The following is a 15265-nucleotide window of genomic DNA, read 5'->3' as shown; positions in this document are numbered from 1 at the left end:
AAAGTTTTATTGTAGTATTTACTTTTAGTATAATTAAAAAGATTATATCTAAAAGACGTATATGAATTATGCGGCCGCCGGGATTTGAACCCGGGATTACTGGCTCACTCCATAATTTATGGGAGGCCAGCGTCCTATCCAGGCTGGACTACGACCGCAATATTAATTTAGTAAAGGATTGTATAAAAAGATTAATGATGAAAAGAGGGTCGAATGAAGAAATGATTTCCGCTGGAAAAACTGAAATTTATGCATAATAAGACACTCCAGTAGTTTCGAAAAGTTTTAGCATAATATCTTTATTCCTTAAGTGATAAGGATTTTACGTAAACATTGATGATAATCGTTTTCCTTTTAGATTTATATTTGGTAAGTGTTATTAAAAATGTATGGGAAAGCTTTTCGGAACAGATGGAATTAGAGGAACTATAAATAACGAGTTAACTCCAGAATTAGCTTTAAAAATAGGTAAGGCAGTTGGTACATTCTTTGGGAAAGGCTCTACAATATTAATAGGCAGGGATGCAAGGGCTGGCGGAGATATGTTTATGAGGGCTGTTGAAAGTGGACTTTTAAGTACTGGTATAAAGGTTTATGAAGGAGGATTCGCACCTACTCCAACATTACAATATGCTGTAAAGACACTTAACTATGATGCAGGTGTTATAATAACTGCTAGTCATAATCCAGCACAATATAATGGTATAAAGGTTATAGATAGAGACGGAGTGGAAATATCTAGAGATAAAGAAAATATTATAGAAGATATATATTTTAATGATAAGTTTTCCACAGCTGATTGGACATACCTAACTTATGATATCAAGCGAGATGATAGAATTATAGATACATATGTTAATGGTGTTTTATCTCATGTTGACGTAGATAAGATTAGGAAAAAGAATTTTAAAGTTTTGATAGACGGTGCTAATAGTGTAGGTTCTATAACTTCTCCCATAGTTGCTAGAGAATTAGGATGCAAAATTTATACTACTAATACTAATCTGGATCCCTTGTTTCCTGCTAGGATGCCAGAACCAACAATGGATAGTTTAAAAGAAACAGCCAAAATAGCTAAAGACCTAAGTGTAGATTTAGCTATAGCCCATGACGGCGATGCTGATAGAGTTATTTTTATAGACTCTGAAGGTAGAGTACAATGGGGAGACAGAAGTGGAACTCTTTTATCGTATTGGGTATCTACCAAAGAATCAGAGTTTCCTAGAAGAATATTTACTGCAGTCTCTAGTTCAGTTCTAGTTCAAGAGTTCTTATCAAAGTATAATATAAGTGTAAAATGGACAAAGGTAGGAAGCGTAGATATAGCACATTATTTAATGGAAGAAAAAGGATTAGCAGGTTTTGAGGAAAATGGTGGTTTTATCTTTCCTGAGCATCAATATGTGAGGGATGGTGCAATGTCTTTTGCGCTAATGTTAGAGTATTTAGCTAATGAAAATGTAAGTTCTGCAGAACTTTTTGATAGATTGCCTAAATATTATCCAATAAAGACTAAAGTAAGTATAAAGACTACCACAAATGTTCAAAAAATCTACGACGAATTAAAAAGAATATATGGAAATAAAGGAGAAATAATAACAGTAGACGGTGTAAAAATAATAGGAAATGATTTTTGGTTTCTAGTAAGAAAAAGTGGTACTGAACCAATAATCAGAATTATGGTAGAATCTAAGGACGAAAAAGAGGCAACTTCATTAGCTAATGATTTAATAAAACTTGTAGGTAGTCTAGCTTGAAATATAGGTTAATGGATATATTGGCTTGCCCTATGTGTAAACATTTTCCAATGCAACTTTTTGTGTTTGATGAAAAAAATGTTGATAGATCTACTGACGAGAAAAAACCACTATGTGAGCTATACTGTGCATATAAAAACGCTTATATCAAGGATATTTCAGAACCCCCTTGTGACGAGTGTTATAAGAAAGAAATAGTGGAAGGATTGCTTTATTGTCCTTCGTGTAAGAGATGGTATCCAATTATGGACGAGATACCTAGGATGCTTCCAGATAAACTAAGGAAAAAGGAAGACGATATAAAATTCCTGGAGAAATATAAGCAGAAGATTCCTAAAGAGATTACTGAGAATGGACTTCCAGTAAATTTAGGGAGTTAAAATGAACTTATTAATTAGTTTGCAGATAGTTATTCTGGTGTAAGCTTTGGAAAACTCATTCATATCTAATCTAGACGAATGGATAAAGATGCAAAAGAATTTGCTAGCAACTCTCAAGGATATGCAGAAACAAGATCAAGCAATGGACAGATTAGATTTAATATTAGCGTCTAGAGTAGCATTCCAACATATGATGAGAACGATAAAAGCTTTTGATCAGTGGCTTCAAGATCCTATGGTAATAAAGCATATGCCAAAAGAAATGTTAGAAGATGTTAAGAGGACCAGCTGGGGAATTTTAGAACAGTTATTAGAACTTGACATAAGACATACATCAGAGGCTAGGGATTTAATAACAAAACTTGGTAAAGAAGGAAAATTAGACCCGCTAATATGGAGCAGACCATTACTAGAAGAACAACAAAACCAAGGTAGGAGAGGAACATTTACAACTATGTAAAATAATTATCTTCTTCTAGATCTCCTTTCTGATCTCAATTTTAAGGAATATTCTTCATCTATTGCAACAATTTTGTTCTTTACGTCATTTAATATTTGATTTAATTGATTCTTGAAATTATCGTCTATAGAGGCTAAGTTAGATTCTAGGGCTTCTTCACCATCTGTAGACAATTTTAACTTTTTAGTTGAAGGATCTGTCTCTATAAGTCCTAAATAAAGTAGAGTTGTTATATCTTCCTTTATTGATGGACTAAATATATTATTTCCTACTGTGTTAAATTCGTATTTTAAGTCTAATCCTTTGTCTTTAGCCTCATACAAGAGTGTAGTAAGAGCTCTTTCAGATATAGTATTTAGTACTTTTATAATATATAATAATTCTAGTTTCCTCTTATCTTCTTTTAAGATGCTTGGTGTAATAACTTGTTTTGAAACATTTTTAAGTTCTTTAGATTTAGAAGCTTGACCAGGCTGTGACAAATTTTTCCCCATTACTTATTTGTAACTGGTATTTATTACGTTAACTATTTCTTTTGTAGCCTCATAAGGATTATTACTTCTAGTTATCGCGCCTCCTACTACGTAAATATTAATAGGTATATCTAGTAAATCTTTAATATTGCTAGCGTTTAATCCACCTGCAACAGATACTATTGTGAATTTAGATATTTCTTTTATTTCTTCCTTTAAGGAGGCTACGGTTATGTTTCTTTTCTTTTGAACATCTAGCCCGACATGAAATCCTATTATGTCAACCCCTATATCATGTAATTCTTTTGCTCTTTGTATTGTATCCTTAACGTTTATTAGATCGGCCTGAACAAGTATATCTAATTCTTTAGCTTTATTTACTGCAGACTCTATAGTAGAATCGTCCATTATTCCTAATACTGTCATTATTTTCGCATTACCTCTCTTAGCTATTTCTACTTCTATATCGCCTGCATCTGCAGTTTTAGTATCTGCTAGTAATATTTTTTCATTAGCTATTTCATCTAGCTTTAATAGACCTTGAATACCTGCGGATTTTATTAAAGGTGTTCCATCTTCAATAATTTCTGCACCTCCCTCTATAGCTTGCTTTGCTACTTTAATTGCGTCGTTTATGTTAATGAAATCTAAAGCAACTTGTAAATTTTTCCTTTCTCTTAGCTTATTTAAGAGAGAATTTCTAATCATATCGATTTAAAGAAGTAGATGTGTAATAATAAACTAATCTACAAAAGAACTTTTATTCTAGAAAAATGAAAATGCGTTACTGTGATTACTTGAAATGCGTAAGTATGTCATAGTAACAGGTGGAGTACTTTCAAGTGTAGGTAAAGGTACTGCTGCAGCTTCGTTGGGCTTACTTCTTAAAAGCATGGGTTATAGAGTCACAGTAGTTAAGGTAGATCCATATATTAATGTTGATGCAGGTACGATGAATCCATACATGCATGGAGAAGTTTTTGTTACAGACGATGGAGCCGAAACTGATCTAGATTTAGGACATTATGAGCGATTTCTAGATATTAATATGAATAAATATAATAATGTAACTGCAGGTAAAGTATATTTTAATGTAATAAAAAAGGAAAGGGAAGGTAAGTATTTAGGTCAAACAGTTCAGATAATACCTCATGTAACAGATGAAATAAAATCTATGATAAGGAAAGCTGGAGAGTTAGATAACGCAGATATTGTGATAGTAGAAATAGGAGGTACAGTAGGTGATATAGAGAGTTTGCCATTTTTGGAAGCTGTTAGACAATTACATTTAGAGGAGGAAGAGCATAACGTAGTTTTTGTACATGTGGCCTTAGTAGAGTATTTAAACGTAACTGGCGAATTAAAAACTAAACCGTTACAGCATAGTGTTCAAGAACTAAGAAGAATAGGTATTCAACCAGATATAATAATAGCTAGATCTATAGTGAAATTAGACGAAGATACTAAGAAAAAAATAGCGTTATTTACTAATGTAAGGGCAGATTATATATTTTCAAGCTATGATGTACCTACTTCATACGAAGTTCCTATAATACTAAATGAGCAAGGAATTACTCATAAATTAACACAAAAATTAGATCTAAAGGATACTATACCAGATATTTCGAACTGGAAATCATTTATTGAATCTCTTAAAGACGGTTCAAAAGAAGTAAACGTCGCATTGGTAGGTAAATATACTAAATTAAAAGATAGTTATCTGAGTATAAAAGAAGCAGTTCTTCATGCAGCAGCTTTTTTAGGTCTTAAAGTTAATATTGTTTGGATAGAATCTACTGATTTAGAAAATATAGTAAATCTTAATGATAAATTTAAAAAAATAGACGGAATAATTGTTTTGCCAGGATTTGGTGCTAGAGGTGTTGAAGGTAAAATAAATGCTATTCATTATGCTAGAGTTAATAATGTACCGTATTTGGGCATCTGCTATGGATTACAACTTGCGGTTGTTGAATTTGCAAGAAATGTACTTAATCTAAAGAATGCGAATACTACAGAAGTTGATCCCTCTACTCCCTATCCAGTTATAACACTTTTAGATGATCAGAAAAGAGTAACGCAGTTTGGGGGAACTATGAGATTAGGTTCGCAAAAAGTAATACTAAAGGAAGGTACTACGGTTTATTCATTATATGGGAAAACAGAGATTTTTGAGAGACATAGACATAGGTATGAAGTAAATCCAGAATATGTAGATAAACTTCAATCTGCAGGATTGACAATTTCAGGAGTTAGCGAAAATGGTCTAGTTGAAGTAATAGAACTTAAGGATCATAAATTCTTTGTAGCAACCCAAGCACATCCAGAATTCAAGAGTAGACCTCTTAATCCTGCACCATTATTTGTTGGCTTCCTTAGGGCTGCTGCTAATATCTAAGCTTATAATTATTCTATTATATTTTGTTTTAATAATCTTTTTTATTCCTTTTACACCATTCTGATACTCTATATCAACCAGCCCAGCATTTTCCAATAAAGCTACTTGATTACTAATATTGCCTTTTGTCATTTTTAGTTCTTCACTAAGTTCTGTAATACTTTTAGGCGATTCATTAAGAATTTTTAAAATATTTATTCTCGTTATAGAAGATAATGCTTCGGCTATTTTAAGTATCTCTTCTGGATCATCTACATTTATTTCCATGATACATGACTTAATATTAAATTATTCAAAAGAGTTTCTTCTATTGCGCGTCATTCTTTTATAGGAGTTTATTTCACTACTTAAAAGAGGAGATTAAGTTTGCAAGCGAAAGTAGAGAATCCGTTAAAGAATTTGAGAGCAGCTGTAAATAAAGTAGTCCTTGTAAAACTTAAGGATGGATCAGAATATATAGGAAAATTAGAGCAGACTGATGGTACTATGAACTTAGTTTTACGTGATTGTACTGAACTTACTGAAGGATCTAGCGAGGCAATTGCTAAGTATGGAAGAGTATTAATTAGAGGTAGCAATATATTATTTGTAAGCGTAGACTATGAAAGTATAATGACAAAAGAAAAGTAAGCTTTTAAAATCACACAAAAAGTTGGTTGATATGAAAAATATAAACGTGCAACTGGCTAGGATATCTAGTATGGATAGGCTTGAAGTAGAGCTAGTAGAACGTAAGGGAACTGGACATCCAGATTATATCGCCGATTCAGCATCAGAAGAAGCAAGTAGAAAGCTTTCATTATATTATCTAAAGAATTATGGAACAATATTACATCATAATCTTGACAAGACATTAGTAGTAGGTGGGCAAGCTAATCCAGTATTTAAGGGTGGAGACGTATTACAACCAATTTATATTATAGTTGCAGGTAGAGCTACTACTGAAGTTAGAACAGAAAGTGGAATAGATAATATACCAATTGGAACTATTATAGTAGAGAGTGTTAAAGACTGGATAAAATCTCATTTTAGATATTTAGATTCAGAAAAACATGTTATAGTAGATTATAAGGTAGGTAAAGGTTCTACTGATCTTGTGGGTATATTTGAGAAAAGCAAATCCACTCCACTATCTAATGATACTAGCTTCGGTGTAGGGTTTTCACCTTATTCTACGCTAGAAAATTTAGTATTTCAGACAGAAAGAACGTTGAATTCTAAAGATGTTAAATTAGAACTTCCAGAAGTCGGAGAAGATATAAAAGTTATGGGTCTAAGAAAGGGTAATGAAATCCAACTAACCATTGCAATGGCAACTATAAGTGAATTAATAGAAGATGCACAACACTATATATCGATTAAAGAGCAAGTTAGAGAGAAGGTTTTAGATCTAGCCCATAATCTTGCACCTAACTATGATGTAAAAGTGAATATAAATACTGGTGATAAACCAGAATCTGGTATCTATTATCTGACAGTTACTGGTTCTTCCGCAGAGCATGGAGATGATGGAATGACTGGAAGAGGAAATAGAGGTGTAGGTCTAATTACACCTATGAGACCGATGTCGTTAGAAGCTACTGCAGGTAAAAATCCAGTTAATCATGTAGGAAAGATCTATAATGTATTAGCCAATCTTATTGCGAAAAAAGTTACAGACGATACTCATGTTCTTAATACTCAAGTAGAAATATTAGGTCAAATTGGCAGGCCTATTGATGATCCATTGATAGTTAATGTTGAAGTAAATTCTGGCGATGGGAAAATTGATAATAATTTGAAGAATGAGATAAATGGAATAGTAGAAGAGTATCTAGCATCATTTAATAAGATAACAGAATTAATATTAGACGGAAAAGTTATGCTCTTTTGACCTAATATTTCTATAGTTCTCAATTATTTTTTTAATTCCATCTATATTTATTGTTCGTTCTATTTCTTTTTCTTTGTTTAATATATAAATATCGTTTAATAAAGAAGGATCTACTATTGCAAAATCGCTGTCTATGTACAATACTATATCATCATTGATTTCCTCATCAAAAACGAATAATTTTCCATTTTTAACTGTAATTAAAGGAGAGTTATTATTTATTATCTTTACTTTGTCTCTAAGGATATCATATATAAGCATATTTAATTTTTCATTTTTAATATTTAATTTTGAATTTTCATTTTGTAATTTCTCAATAATTTTGCTTTTTTGTTCCAAAATATTATTTAATTCATATATTTTCCTATCTCGTTGCACTTCTGATCTGTAATCCAATTTTATTTCTTCTATTCTTTTTTCCAATTCAGCTTTTTCTTTAAACAATTGTCTAGTTAGAGATCGTAATCTGTTTATCTCATGTTTAAGTAAACTATTTTCATATTCGTAGTGTTTATATACATTATCATCTACGGCATTTTGATTTCTAACATAAGATAATTTTGTCTCGGTTTTACTTTCTAACTTATTTTCTATTTCCCTTTCTATACATTCTGCTATTGTATTTCCATCCATTATACACTTAAAAACCTTATCTTCGTTTATATCTATCTCAAATCTTCTTATCACACTATCGCTTTGTCGTAGTTTCTTTTCTAGATCTTTATATGCCTTTAATGCTGCTCCTAAGGAGTCTCTTATATGAGGATCGCTAATATTAAGACTAAATCTATCACAATATTCATTAAGTAATTGTTGTTTTTCATCTACACTGAGAGATTTTTCTGGAATATAGACTTTAGCTTTTAGTGCAGCTGAAAGTTTTTTCACTGCGTCTGGTAAAGGATTGACGTCTGTAGCTAAAAGTACTGGTGAACCTTTTTCTCGTAGTAATGTAATTATATCTTCTCTATCTATACTACGTCTACTAGTTAATAAAACAGGGTTTCCATATAGATCTATGGCAGAAATCCCTACTTCTAACCCTGGGTCAATCCCTACTATTAAAGGCTTTAGATTACTAGTTTTTTTATCTCCGAATTCTATTTTTGTCTTATATACTGGCCTTATTTCTAAATTAAGATCATGTCCCTTCATTTTCTTAACAATTCCAAAAAGACTTTCTCGTGGTGCATAAACTATGAATGTAGCATTTTCAATTCCAGATTTAGTTCTCTTAACTATTACATCATAATCAATATTGTTTTTATCTAATGACTCCTTAACTTGTTTAAATACTCTTAAGAGCAGTCCTCTAATATGTCTCTTATATCTGTTAGAACTCATCCCTCCAGGACCTAGATGCCTTCCTCTTGATATAACGATTTTAGTTTTATTTTCGATTAATTTTATTTTAGTCCCGGCTCCTTTAAGAGCTAGAATTGCTGCTAGATAAGCTGTTTTTGTAGAATTAGGCTTTCCTTGTATATCTATTCCATAATTTTTTGCTACGTCTCTTATATCTTTAAATTCTCCATCTACATAGGTTACTTGCACTACTTCTACATTATCTGGAAGTAAACTTATAGCTTTGATAATTTCCCTATCATTACTGCCTAATTCATAAATATTATCTGTTGCTATTACAGAAATTTCTTGTTCCCATGCTAGTCTTATTATTCTACTTAACGGGCAATTATCCATTTTTTCAACTATATTTCCCTTATCATCTATTACCACTATCGAATACTTAGTTTGTGACAATGATAAAGGACTATTCTTAGGTTCAATATCTATACCAAGAATTTTCCCCATTTTTATCCCCTTATATATTTCATAATTTTATCGAAATCTGATTCTATATTGTATTTTTTAGAGAAATAGTATAAAATGTTTTGTAAATCTCTATTTAGTAATACGTGATCATCGACCTTCCACTGTGGCCAATCTATTATATATACATTTTCATCGTTATCTACAAGTATGTTATAAGGGCTGAGGTCTCCATGTATCATTTTACCGCAATAATTATACGCTATTCTTAACGTTCCAAGGATACTATTTAGCGCCTTATTAGGATCTTTCAATTCATAATTATTTAGTAAAGTTCCTTCTATAAATTCTGTTACTACTGCATTATATTCAGTTGCTATAGGTTTAGGTACATATCCTGAATTATCATGTATGCATTTTAGTGCATCAAATTCTCTTTTTGCGTTATCTAATGTTATGGTAATCCAACTTTTTCGTTCGGTATAACCACGTAATATTCTAGCTTTTTTATAACTACTTTTACCTATTCTATGGAACTTTATTGCTAACGTATTATCATTAAAATCATATCCATAATATACTACACTTTCTTTTCCTTCTCCTATTTTTTCTCCTAATGTTTTCAGGATATTTTTAATATATAAGTTTTTAATTGCTATAGTATCTAAACCAGAAAAGTTTATTCTATAAGAGATTTCTCCTCCTAGTTTTTCATAGTTTATCAAACCTAAATCTATTAATTTTAGTAATGAAATCTGCATTTCTTTAGGTCTAAAATTTATTTGCCTAGCCAGAAAAGATTGCGGAACAGCTTCAAATTGATCTCTAAACTGAAGTAACGTTTTTAAAATAATATATTCTGAGGAAGAAACTAAGGAAGTCTTTTCGGCTAAAGAGCTTACGGGCATAATGTCTATATTATTAATATTTTATCATGGGTTATTATTGCTTAATGAAGTTTCGGATTTGTCTTTAGCTTCTTCTATTTTTCTTATAGTACATTTGCCAGGCAATAGTTTAGAGATTTCAGACTGTAATAATTTAGAACTTAGAGAAAGTTTCTTAGAAAATATCTTTGCCAATCTTTCTGAAATTTTAGAAGGATCTTCATTTCCTGGTATAAGTAAAGCATAGATTTTACATTTTTGCGAAATTACATCTTCCGAACCTACTACTATGTTAAAAATATTATCGTTTCTACATATTCCTATAGCCAATTCCAGTTTTACACTATTTATAAAATTTTTCTTTCCATATATCATAAACGATCCTTTAGGTAAATATTCTCCAGTTGGTGGTGATTTAGATACTTGATTTCCATAAACCCAGAATACATCAACTGCGCCTAATCCAATTTTCCAAGCTTTAGAATAGCACGCTGCTATTAGAGCAGCGTCTTTAAGATCGCTTTCATCTATATTTACTGGATTTTTAATTATAGTTGCTGATGCACCTTGAATATTGGCGTGCATAAATATATCTTTTTCATCAAGAAGCTTTCTAACTAGACTCTCATTCTGATCCTGATCTTTCCCAGCTATTACAAGATAGCCGTTTCTAGTAAATGCCCATCTATATTTTTCATACCACTCCCTTTTTTTGAAAATCGACGCAGATTCTTCGTTTTTTTTCTCTATCTGGCTATTAATATCTGATAATTTTTTCTTTAAACTTTCTAGAGTTTCTTCTGCTTTTTTAGCCTTCTGAGAATATATTTTAGCTTCATCAAAATATTTTGATGCGTTTTTTAAAACTGAAATCTTTGGATCTAATTCAATTTCCACATTATTTATATTTATAGTAAATCTTTTTGTATTTCTTTCTATTTCTTTTTCGATCTTATCATAGTTTTCCATTATTATTTTACCAATTTTTCGTAGTTCTTCTTCTTTTTTCCTATCCTCTTCAATTGCCTGAGCAACTTGAGAAATTGTTATTTCAAGCTTCTTTTTTTCTTCTTCTATTTTTTCAGATCTTTTTATACTTGTCTCCTCTTTTTCTAAATTTGTAAAATAATCGTCTAACGCATCATTAAAACTAGCTCTTTTTTCACATCCATTAAATTCTATTGGCATGACATTAGTATTACTTACACAAGGCTGAATTTTACCACTTTTTATTTCGTCAATAAGTTTATTTATTCTTTCTTTAGCCTCCTCTAAATTCTCTATCGATGATATCTTTATATCTAATGCTGTTACTATTTCTTGTGGTACTCCTAAAATTTTTGATATATTTCCTTTTTTAATATTTTTTTCTAAATCTTCTTTATTTATTTGTATTTTAGGCGGTGCAGTATAAATGGATCCAGGTTTAATTATTCTATCTTTGAATTCTTTATATTCAGTAGAAAATAATATCTTATTGTTTATATCAGTAATTACTAATAATCCTCTAGGTAAAAGTTCAACATAGACGACTTTATCATTACTAAGTTCTAGCCTAATTATTCTTTCTTCATCTAAAATTTCTACTTTTTTAATTATACTATCTCTTATTAGTTCTCTTAATATTCTGGCTTTTGTGTCAAATATTTTTTCTCTATCGTATTTACTAAAGTGTATTCTTTTTCCTGGTTCAATTATAAGATCTTTAGTAGAAGAGCTACAATGTAATTTGAAAATAAATAAATTGTGTATTGCAGTAGAATATATGTTATCTATTCTGCAATTGATTTGATTGGAATTCTCTACTATCCATGCCAATAAATCAAAATATGTCATAGAATTTTTTCTTGTTAACTTTAAAGCCATGACATTTACATATTGATATGTGGATCAAGAAGATAAAATATTATTGATGAGAGGTATAATAGGTTTAATAATAGGAAGTTTTTCCCCATTTTTAGGTTCATTTTTTATCTCTGGTATAGCGATTTTAATTGGATATATAATAAGTGTTGCTTTGATTATTGTTTTATTTAAGCCAAGTAAAAAGTGGTTAATTTTTGGTAAGGGTACATTAACTCTTTTTGTTGCATGGTTTTTAATACTTGTTACGGTGTATAATATTTTAGTTTGACAATGCCTATACAAAAGTTTATTGTAGATGCTATGTTAGGCCGTCTTGCTAGGTGGCTTAGAATATTGGGTTATGATACGTTATATGATAATTCGTATGAGGATTGGAAGATAATTAAGATTTCTCAGGAGCAGAATAGAATAATCATTACGAGAGATAGAGGATTATGCAATAGAGCCAAAAAGAAGAACTTACAGTGCTTCTTTGTGGATCCAGATTATGATCTTATTGATATATTGGCTCAAATGTCAAAAAAATACAAAATAGATTTACATGTTAACATAGAGGCTACAAGATGTGCCGAATGTAATGGAATATTACTAAAAACTGGAGAAAATAAGTGGCAATGTACAAGGTGTAGAAAAGAGTACTGGAAAGGAAAACACTGGAAATCTATAGAAGAGATTCTTATTAAAGCTAGAAGTAAAATAGAAGATAATGAGCTTAGTAAAAATAGAAGATCTGAGTCTAGAGGAGGGAAAGAAACTAGTAAAAATAGCAAGACAAGCAATAATGCTGAAGCTAGGGCTACTTAAAGACAAAGAAGATATATTCGACGATATAATTAATAAGAAAGGTCTGGCATTTGTTACGTTGGAAACTAAAACTGGCAATAAATATTCTCTTAGGGGATGCATAGGTTATGTGGAAGCAGTAGCGCCTATTAAAGATATAGTAGCTAATGCTGCTATAGCTGCAGCTTTTTCTGATCCTAGATTTTCGCCATTAACTAAAGGAGAGTTCAAAAATGTAATTATAGAAGTTACAGTTTTAACTAAACCAGAAGAAATATCTGGAACAAAAAAAGATTTGCCTAAGTTAGTAACTGTAGGAGAAGACGGTTTAATTATTGAAAAAGGGATATTTCATTCTGGTTTACTTTTACCTCAAGTAGCAATGGAATATTGTTGGGATTCTGAGACATTTTTGGCAGAGACATGCCTAAAGGCAGGTTTAACACCAGATTGTTGGCTTGACGAAAACGTCAAAGTTAAGAAATTTCATGGGATAATATTTAGAGAATTAGATCCAGGATCTGAAGTAGTTATGATAAAACCTTCTGAGGTTAAATGTAAACTTTTAGAAGAAATAAGCTAGGTCTAAATATATTTAGATAATAACTTTTTAGGTTAGGAAGTAAAGAGTTATAGAGTGAACTAAGTATGGCAGAACAAGACTATGCAGAATTATTCACACCAGAAGTGCAAAATGCTCTGCAGGATGCTCTTAAAGATATGAAAAATCCTGTGGATATATATGTGTTTATTGATTCAAAAGATAGTAATTGTAATTATTGTGAAGTAACTAAGAAATTTGTAGAATTTGTAAGAGACGCAGCACCTAAAGATAGTAATGGTGAAAGTTTACTTAAGGTAAATGTAATAGACAGAGCTAATGGGGAAGATAAGCAGTTTGAAGAGTTTAAAGTTTCTAGAGTACCTACAGTAGCTTTCCTAAAAGGATATATAAGATGGACTGGTGCTCCTTTAGGAGAAGAAATTAGAGCATTGGTTGAAACAATAGTTAGGCTTTCACAAGGAGAAAGTGGACTTAGTCCAGATACTGTATCTGCAATAAAAGAAAAGTTAAATGGTCAGGTTAAAGTAGAAGTAGTAGTAACACCTTCTTGTCCATATTGTCCATACGCTGCTCTCTTATCTCATATGGTTGCGTACGAAGCGTGCAAAGCTGAAAAATGTAATGTATTGTCAGAGGTAGTAGAAGCTTATGAGAACCAAGATATAGCTGAAAAGTATCAAGTAATGTCTGTACCAGCTTTAGCTGTTAATGAGTCTGTCGAGTTTATAGGCGTTCCTAATGAAGAAAACTTCGTTGATACGCTAATACAAAAACAGAAGGTATGATAAGGTCTTATTTTTCAATAAGTTTAAATTGGTTTAAGCATAATTTTTTTGGTACATGAGGGTATTAATTCTTAAGTTTACAGACGAAGAGTATTCTAAACTAGAAGAAGAGGCTAGAAGAGAAGGTTATGCTTTACTTTCAGATTATGTTAAGTCACGTATATTTTATTCATCCAATTCATCGTCTCAACCAACCCAGATTTCCAATGTAGATGATATAGTGAGAAAAATAGAGCGAAAAGTGCAAGATATGGTAAATCCATTTACTGCTGAAGTAGAAGATTTAAAAAGAAAGATTGCAGAAATTTCTGAAAAAATAGAAAATATAGAAACTAAAAGTGTGGAAAATGAATCTAAGCCTAGGAAGGAACCTATTTATAGAAACGAACAAAAGGAACAAAGAGAGAAAAAAACTGCTATAGATTATTTAAGAGACCAAGGTGCCATATATGAAAGCGAAGTAAAACTAAAGAATCCCGACTTATTTTTTGAAAAATTAGAGAAGCAAGGAGCCAAAATTGTTTACACAGAAAAGGAAAGAATAGGTCTAGATCCCAAGTTTTTTGAGGAATTTTCAAAAAAATTAAATGATATTCATACAGCAGACGATGTAGATGCTCAAAAATTTCTAAATAGGACAGAATATAAGCTTTTCCAGAAACTTAGAAGCGCAGGAGCAGTATATTTTGATAATTCCACTAAAAGTTGGAAGATGCTTGCAAATTAAATCTAGCTAAGGTAACTCCTTTTTGTCCCTGGTATTTTCCATGATATGGATTCTCTACAGGAGTTAATGTTTTGGCAAATATAAGATGTATAAAACGTGTTCCCTCCTTTATTTTTATCGGAAAGGCAGAGCCAAGTACTTCTATTGTAACTTGACCTTCGAATCCAGCGTCTACAATAGTAGGAGGAACAAAAAGTCCTAGTCTTGCAAAAGACGATCTCATATTTACAAAGGCCATAACATCACTTGGCAGTTTGATCATTTCTTTTGTAGTTAGTAATACGTGTTCTTGAGGATTTATTATAAATTCTGTACCCTTTTCAATTATAAAGAACTCGTTTATATCATTTTCGTCTAATGTAAAGATTTTATTTGTATTCTTAAATCTAGCTATCTGATCTCCTACTCTTAGATCAACACCATTTTCTCTTATACTATCTGAATTTAGAGGATCTATTATTATCCATCCCTTTTCTAGATAATATTTTAGATCTCTATCTCCTAAAATCATATGAGTATTTTATTCAAATGTACCATTTTA

At 31.1% G+C, this 15265-nt stretch carries 18 protein-coding genes and 1 tRNA gene; 11 read left to right on the top strand and 8 right to left on the bottom strand.

Going from position 1 to position 15265, the window contains the following annotated elements:
- Positions 1-69 precede the first annotated feature (69 nt).
- Positions 70-158 (bottom strand) — tRNA-Gly (locus tag DFR85_RS22715).
- Between the two features lie 231 nt (positions 159-389).
- Between DFR85_RS22715 and glmM the strand changes: the two genes are divergently transcribed.
- Genes glmM through DFR85_RS22700 form a run of 3 tightly spaced genes read left to right on the top strand, consistent with a single transcriptional unit; the run spans position 390 to position 2597 of the window.
- Complete coding sequence (gene glmM / locus DFR85_RS22710; protein ID WP_110270238.1) at positions 390-1757, top strand: phosphoglucosamine mutase; 1368 nt, start codon at positions 390-392, stop codon at positions 1755-1757.
- Entirely contained in the window at positions 1754-2137 is a 384-nt protein-coding gene (locus DFR85_RS22705) for a Trm112 family protein (protein ID WP_110270237.1), read from the top strand. Before glmM ends, DFR85_RS22705 begins: the two co-directional genes overlap by 4 nt.
- 46 nt (positions 2138-2183) lie before the next feature.
- The gene (locus DFR85_RS22700) at positions 2184-2597 is read left to right on the top strand and encodes a DUF2153 domain-containing protein (RefSeq protein ID WP_110270236.1); all 414 of its coding nucleotides are present in this window, start codon (positions 2184-2186) and stop codon (positions 2595-2597) included.
- Between the two features lie 5 nt (positions 2598-2602).
- On the opposite strand, the gene DFR85_RS22695 is transcribed toward DFR85_RS22700, so the two are convergent.
- Positions 2603-3079 carry a hypothetical protein gene (locus DFR85_RS22695; protein WP_110271811.1) on the bottom strand — a complete coding sequence of 159 codons (477 nt, stop codon included), beginning with the start codon at positions 3077-3079 and terminating at the stop codon, positions 2603-2605.
- A 15-nt stretch (positions 3080-3094) separates the two neighbouring features.
- Positions 3095-3775 (bottom strand): orotidine 5'-phosphate decarboxylase / HUMPS family protein, encoded by a 681-nt coding sequence (locus tag DFR85_RS22690; protein ID WP_110271810.1) that lies wholly within the window; start codon positions 3773-3775, stop codon positions 3095-3097.
- Between the two features lie 97 nt (positions 3776-3872).
- Between DFR85_RS22690 and pyrG the strand changes: the two genes are divergently transcribed.
- Positions 3873-5468 carry a CTP synthase gene (pyrG, locus tag DFR85_RS22685; protein WP_110270235.1) on the top strand — a complete coding sequence of 532 codons (1596 nt, stop codon included), beginning with the start codon at positions 3873-3875 and terminating at the stop codon, positions 5466-5468.
- Here the strand turns inward: pyrG and DFR85_RS22680 are convergent.
- Positions 5430-5735 carry an ArsR/SmtB family transcription factor gene (locus DFR85_RS22680; protein ID WP_110270234.1) on the bottom strand — a complete coding sequence of 102 codons (306 nt, stop codon included), beginning with the start codon at positions 5733-5735 and terminating at the stop codon, positions 5430-5432. The genes pyrG and DFR85_RS22680 overlap by 39 nt on opposite strands.
- A 99-nt stretch (positions 5736-5834) precedes the next feature.
- Here DFR85_RS22680 and DFR85_RS22675 point away from each other — a divergent pair, with 99 nt between their 5' ends.
- Both DFR85_RS22675 and DFR85_RS22670 read left to right on the top strand, forming a co-directional pair.
- On the top strand, positions 5835-6098 hold the full coding sequence (locus DFR85_RS22675) for a U6 snRNA-associated Sm-like protein LSm6 (RefSeq protein ID WP_110270233.1): 264 nt from the start codon (positions 5835-5837) through the stop codon (positions 6096-6098).
- A 31-nt stretch (positions 6099-6129) separates the two neighbouring features.
- The gene (locus DFR85_RS22670; RefSeq protein WP_110270232.1) at positions 6130-7341 is read left to right on the top strand and encodes a methionine adenosyltransferase; all 1212 of its coding nucleotides are present in this window, start codon (positions 6130-6132) and stop codon (positions 7339-7341) included.
- Here the strand turns inward: DFR85_RS22670 and DFR85_RS22665 are convergent.
- From DFR85_RS22665 to DFR85_RS22655, 3 genes are read right to left on the bottom strand one after another with little or no spacing between them, the layout of a single operon-like run.
- Positions 7315-9153, bottom strand: a complete 1839-nt coding sequence (locus DFR85_RS22665) for a DUF460 domain-containing protein (RefSeq protein ID WP_110270231.1) — start codon at positions 9151-9153, stop codon at positions 7315-7317. The two genes, DFR85_RS22670 and DFR85_RS22665, sit on opposite strands and share 27 nt — an antisense overlap.
- Before the next feature lie 2 nt (positions 9154-9155).
- Entirely contained in the window at positions 9156-10019 is an 864-nt protein-coding gene (locus DFR85_RS22660; RefSeq protein ID WP_110270230.1) for a serine/threonine-protein kinase RIO2, read from the bottom strand.
- 24 nt (positions 10020-10043) lie between these two features.
- Positions 10044-11864, bottom strand: coding sequence for an Rqc2 family fibronectin-binding protein (locus tag DFR85_RS22655; RefSeq protein WP_246253041.1), 1821 nt, complete (start codon positions 11862-11864; stop codon positions 10044-10046).
- A 19-nt stretch (positions 11865-11883) separates the two neighbouring features.
- On the opposite strand from DFR85_RS22655, the gene DFR85_RS22650 reads away from it, so the two are divergent.
- The 5 genes from DFR85_RS22650 to DFR85_RS22630 all read left to right on the top strand — a co-directional run bounded on the left by DFR85_RS22650 (position 11884) and on the right by DFR85_RS22630 (position 14724).
- Positions 11884-12132 (top strand): hypothetical protein, encoded by a 249-nt coding sequence (locus DFR85_RS22650; RefSeq protein ID WP_110270228.1) that lies wholly within the window; start codon positions 11884-11886, stop codon positions 12130-12132.
- 2 nt (positions 12133-12134) lie between these two features.
- Positions 12135-12668: a Mut7-C RNAse domain-containing protein gene (locus DFR85_RS22645; protein ID WP_110270227.1), complete on the top strand. Its 534-nt coding sequence runs from the start codon at positions 12135-12137 to the stop codon at positions 12666-12668.
- Positions 12571-13230 carry a TIGR00296 family protein gene (locus DFR85_RS22640; protein ID WP_110270226.1) on the top strand — a complete coding sequence of 220 codons (660 nt, stop codon included), beginning with the start codon at positions 12571-12573 and terminating at the stop codon, positions 13228-13230. Before DFR85_RS22645 ends, DFR85_RS22640 begins: the two co-directional genes overlap by 98 nt.
- 65 nt (positions 13231-13295) lie before the next feature.
- Positions 13296-13997: a protein disulfide oxidoreductase gene (gene pdo / locus DFR85_RS22635; protein WP_110270225.1), complete on the top strand. Its 702-nt coding sequence runs from the start codon at positions 13296-13298 to the stop codon at positions 13995-13997.
- Between the two features lie 55 nt (positions 13998-14052).
- The gene (locus tag DFR85_RS22630; RefSeq protein ID WP_110270224.1) at positions 14053-14724 is read left to right on the top strand and encodes a CopG family transcriptional regulator; all 672 of its coding nucleotides are present in this window, start codon (positions 14053-14055) and stop codon (positions 14722-14724) included.
- Here DFR85_RS22630 and dcd read toward each other — a convergent pair.
- Positions 14696-15235, bottom strand: a complete 540-nt coding sequence (dcd, locus tag DFR85_RS22625; protein WP_110270223.1) for a dCTP deaminase — start codon at positions 15233-15235, stop codon at positions 14696-14698. The genes DFR85_RS22630 and dcd overlap by 29 nt on opposite strands.
- Between the last annotated feature and the right edge of the window lie 30 nt (positions 15236-15265).

Origin of the sequence: Acidianus brierleyi, assembly GCF_003201835.2 — an archaeon.
GTDB classification, from domain to species: Archaea; Thermoproteota; Thermoprotei_A; order Sulfolobales; family Sulfolobaceae; genus Aramenus; species Aramenus brierleyi.
The sequence above is the reverse complement of the archived record's forward strand: the minus strand, read 5'-3'. Positions and strand labels throughout refer to the sequence as shown.